3 protein-coding genes are annotated in these 3,741 nt (G+C 40.4%); 2 read left to right on the forward strand and 1 reads right to left on the reverse strand.

The window, feature by feature from the left end:
• A complete protein-coding gene (locus tag LC574_RS30700) occupies nucleotides 1-1,434 on the reverse strand; it encodes a hypothetical protein (RefSeq protein ID WP_229457370.1) in 1,434 nt (477 codons plus the stop codon).
• Between the two features lie 175 nt (nucleotides 1,435-1,609).
• Here LC574_RS30700 and LC574_RS30705 point away from each other — a divergent pair, with 175 nt between their 5' ends.
• Nucleotides 1,610-1,780 (forward strand): hypothetical protein, encoded by a 171-nt coding sequence (locus tag LC574_RS30705; RefSeq protein ID WP_229457371.1) that lies wholly within the window; start codon nucleotides 1,610-1,612, stop codon nucleotides 1,778-1,780.
• A 1,124-nt stretch (nucleotides 1,781-2,904) separates the two neighbouring features.
• On the forward strand, nucleotides 2,905-3,675 hold the full coding sequence (locus LC574_RS30710) for an RNA ligase family protein (RefSeq protein ID WP_229457372.1): 771 nt from the start codon (nucleotides 2,905-2,907) through the stop codon (nucleotides 3,673-3,675).
• The last annotated feature ends 66 nt before the right edge of the window (nucleotides 3,676-3,741 follow it).

The raw sequence follows: 3,741 nt of genomic DNA on the forward strand, positions 1-3,741 counted from the left end.
TTAGATAGTCTCATCCAAATGATTTGCCGACAATTCTAACTGTGTCAATTGTGAAACTTCTGACCAGTAATCTTCAGTTCCTTCAACAAGCATCTCAGTGTGAGGTGAAGTAGAAGAAACTGGTAAGTTATTGGCTGGTGAAGCTACAGAATCTATTGTCCAAGAAGTGGAGGTAGTTGTAGGAGGATTAATTTCTGCTTCCAACTGCTCCTTTTGTGGATTTTCTAATTCCTCATCGTCTTCTAGGATTGTTGCTAAAGTCTCCCAGATAGGTGCATCACTCTGATTACTATCCACATTCGTTTTCGCCGCAGGTGGTGGAGATGCAGATGCAGGCTGGGAGGTGAAAAACATTTGGATGAGACTATCTAATTGCTGATCTAAATTTGATGACCCTGAAGTTGAAACAGCTTCTGGTGTCTCTAGGGAATCCTCAATTTTGGGAGAAGGCCCCGATTCTGCTGGTGTTGGAGGATTTTGCTTAACTGACCAGTTCCAAGAAGATGATGGCGTCGGAGTTGGTTCATTTCTTTGGAATGGGATTGGTGCTGACGGTTCGCCCCAAGAATTATCTAGATCATCACTCAAGGATTCTGGTTCTGCTGACCAAGGTTGAATTGGCTGGGCGTTAGGAAATAAAGATCGAGCTTTTCTAGAGAATCTTCCTTGCCCACTAGTTATGTCTTTGGGATGTTTTGCAGTATCTTCTAGGGAGTCATAGTTAGGAACAGATGTATCTAGGCATTTTTCCAAAGCTGCTTTATATTGCAGCGTCTGGCGTTGTTGTCGCATCAGTCTAGTACGTAACTCCCGACAAACAGTTTCTGATTGCAATAACTGCTGAGACTGTTCGCTGCTATTGGTGTGTAGCAACGTACATTCTCGCTCTAACTGGGCAAGGCGTTGTTGGCTGATTTGTAGCTGTGCTTTATAACTTTCGGTGAGAATTTCCTGGTGTTGAACAGTTTGTACAGCAGTTTCTAATTGTTGAAATAAAGATTTTATCTGTTCTTGAGCCGCAGCCAGTTCTTTTGCGTGTTGGTTGAGCATCGACTCAGCAACGCTAGAACGCGTTTTCTGCCACTGCAAAACCTTTTCTGACTCAGCTAGGTTGTCTTTTAGCTGCTCTACTTGTTCATACAAGTTATTGTTAGCCGCACGCAATTCTTCGTTCAATGCCAGCAGGTTCTGAAATTCCGAGTCAATAAGTGCTTGTTTGCCGCTTTCAGGCTCTGCAACCCAGTCCTGCTGGGTGGTATCTTTTGAAAATTTTGTATCTTCAGCTGGCATGAGGAGTGGCAGTTTGCTGACTGTCATATTGTCATTAGGCACAACTGAGTAAAAGGGACAACTCGCCTGCTCCGATTGTGGCGAATTAGCAGAATTTAAGGATTCCATCACAGCCCCCTTGTTTGAGGTGTTAGCTTCATTCATCACTCTTGACTCACCTGCTTAAAAATATTCAGCAGTGCTGGCATTAGCATTGCTTATCAACTCTGTCTAATCAGGGTTTGCTCTAGAAGCTAAGTTTAACTCTCTCCAAGCACCAGCAATTAATCATCAATTGGTGTTCCCCATTTTGGATCTAGACTGATGCCGTTATAACACTATGATGCTCTTTCCCGTCAAGAAGAGACGGAGGGGATGGCGGGAGAAGGGGGATGAGGGAGATGAGGAGAGAAGTCTGAGCGCCGGCTACCCTGCGGGAACGCCAAAGGCGAACCGACGTTGGCGCAGGGTAGCTGTAGCGAAAAGTGTATCGCGTCGTTTTCCGCCGTAGACGCTTTGCGGCTTGCCGCAGGCATCTGTTAGCGAAGCGTTAGCGACGCAGGAGCGTCACTTTTCAAGACAGGCATCAGAACTTCGGAGGGACAAGGAGAAATTTACTCCTATGTCTTGCCTCTTTAGGGATAGGGAGGAGAGAGGGGAAATCTCATACTTGAAAGCTAAACCATTGGCTGATGAAGTTTTTCTACATGAAAAAACTGCATTATTATACACTTTATCATCTGTAATGGCATCTGTCTTAAGATATAAATAAACAAATGCCTCCTTCAATACATTTTTATTTCGATATAATTCTGTAATTCTGGGCGATCGCGAACATTTTTCTCAACTTGACAACTTTGTATTATGTTTGTAGTATAAGAGTATTGAACTAAATAATCTAACTTACCAATCAGTTTACGTGCGGCATCGCTCGTCAGCGAATACAATCTGTAAATATTAGACAAAAAGCTAAAAATAACAAGAGGAAAAGTTTTTTTTATCCTTAAAAAAGGGTTTTATATTACAGCCATGATTTATATATTGGGAGGTTAGACCGCCTGATTTTAAGCGGATTTTAAACCTAATTTAAATTAGTTAATATTGCTAAAATTAGTTAACGGTTGCTTAATAATCGCATCTATTTATTATTTATTTAATATATCTATTTAACATATATAGCAGTCCTAAATAATTCGTGAAAATCTCTCTTTCTTATCTCTCTGTGTTCTCTGTGTCTCTGTGGTTCGATTAAAAAAAGTATTTTTCACAAATCAGATAGGACTGCTATAGCAGTTCCCACATAAGTATAAAAATAAATAATTTAGCACAAATGAACACAGTAGGGGCGCACAGCTGTTATTGGTGTTAAATTGAGCTTCAAATGCTCATGTAGTCAGTGTTTTGGTAGTGGCATGGCAAGACTGAAATGGTGTAATAGCCAAAGGCTCGTAGTAGAGCTTTAGCCTGAAAAAACCATAAATATAATGTACTTTAGCCAACCCACGCCACTACAAGAGAGCCAAAGTCTAGATTTTCAAATTAAGTTGACACGTATGCACAGCTAGCTGTGCGCCCATACTGTGTAATAAATTTAGAGTTTTTCTAAAATCTATTTTTTTTCAAAAGAGGTGAGCTATGAGTATTTTTAAAGTTGAAGTTGTCAAAATCAACAGCATTAATCCTCATCCCAATGCTGATAGGCTAGATATTGCCTCTATTGAAGATATGGCGTATCAAGTAATTATAGTCAAAGGTCACTTTCACCCTGGAGATTTAGCTTTTTACTTTCCTATTGATAGTGTTATTCCAGAAAAGTTTTTGGATGAGTTTAGTATTCGTAACTACTACTCAAAAAAACTGCGTGCTGCCAAACTTCGCGGAATTTTTTCTGAGGGTTTGCTTATTCCCGTTGGTAATAACTTTATGGGAAATGTCGGAGACGACTACACGGAGTATTTTGGTGTAACAAAGTACGAATATCCAATTCCTCAAGGGATGAGTGGGGAAGTAGAAAGTTTTATTGGACATTACAAATTCCCCAGTCCAGAAAACCTGAAACGTTACAAAAATATACTAATTGAAGGTGAAGAAGTTGTTGTAACAGAGAAGTTGCACGGAACTAACTTCACTGTCTTAGTTGATGCTGATGGCACAACTAAAATTGGCAGCCATAATTACTTCTGGAAAAACAGCGAAGTAAACAAAAAATTAGTTTATATTCGTGCTTACAACGAAAACGAAGCTTTCCAGAAACTTCCGCCAGGAACTCAGATTTTTGGGGAAATTTACGGCGTACAAGATATCAAATATGGCTTGAATAATGGCAATATTGGAATTGCTATATTTGCTGTGGTTTCGACCCGTAGTGATTCCGCTGTGGGCGATCGCACTTGCGATTGTATTTAAACTAATCGCCTGGATTTCAACCCTCACAATTCAAGTGCCGATTCAGGTTCAACTCAGCAACGACGG

Source organism: Nostoc sp. CHAB 5715 (assembly GCF_020829685.1).
Classification (GTDB): Bacteria; Cyanobacteriota; Cyanobacteriia; order Cyanobacteriales; family Nostocaceae; genus Nostoc.

Coding starts and splice junctions, on each gene's coding strand:
- LC574_RS30700 (WP_229457370.1), bottom strand. CDS start 1,434: ATGAATGAAGCTAACACCTCAAACAAGGGGGCTGTGATGGAATCCTTA.
- LC574_RS30705 (WP_229457371.1), top strand. CDS start 1,610: ATGATGCTCTTTCCCGTCAAGAAGAGACGGAGGGGATGGCGGGAGAAG.
- LC574_RS30710 (WP_229457372.1), top strand. CDS start 2,905: ATGAGTATTTTTAAAGTTGAAGTTGTCAAAATCAACAGCATTAATCCT.